Consider the following 250-nt stretch of genomic DNA (forward strand, 5'->3'; position numbering starts at 1 on the left):
TGGCTATACAGCGCTTCTTCCACTTCGCGCAGATATACGTTGTATCCCCCAACAATAATCATATCTTTTTTTCGATCAACAATGTAAAAATATCCTTCTTCGTCCATTTTCGCTAAATCGCCTGTATACAGCCATCCATCTCGAATCGTATGCGCCGTTTCTTCCGGCATTTTATAATATCCTTTCATCACATTCGGACCGCGTACGATCAGTTCACCTACTTCGCCGACCGGCACTTCCTCTCCTAATT

The 250-nt window shown here is 43.6% G+C and carries 1 pseudogene; it reads right to left on the minus strand.

The features are described from left to right. Positions 1-250 (minus strand): annotated as a pseudogene (locus tag QP888_RS11030) (AMP-binding protein); the annotation flags it as partial.

Origin of the sequence: Corynebacterium sp. MSK297 (genome assembly GCF_030232885.1) — a bacterium.
Taxonomy (GTDB): Bacteria; Actinomycetota; Actinomycetes; order Mycobacteriales; family Mycobacteriaceae; genus Corynebacterium.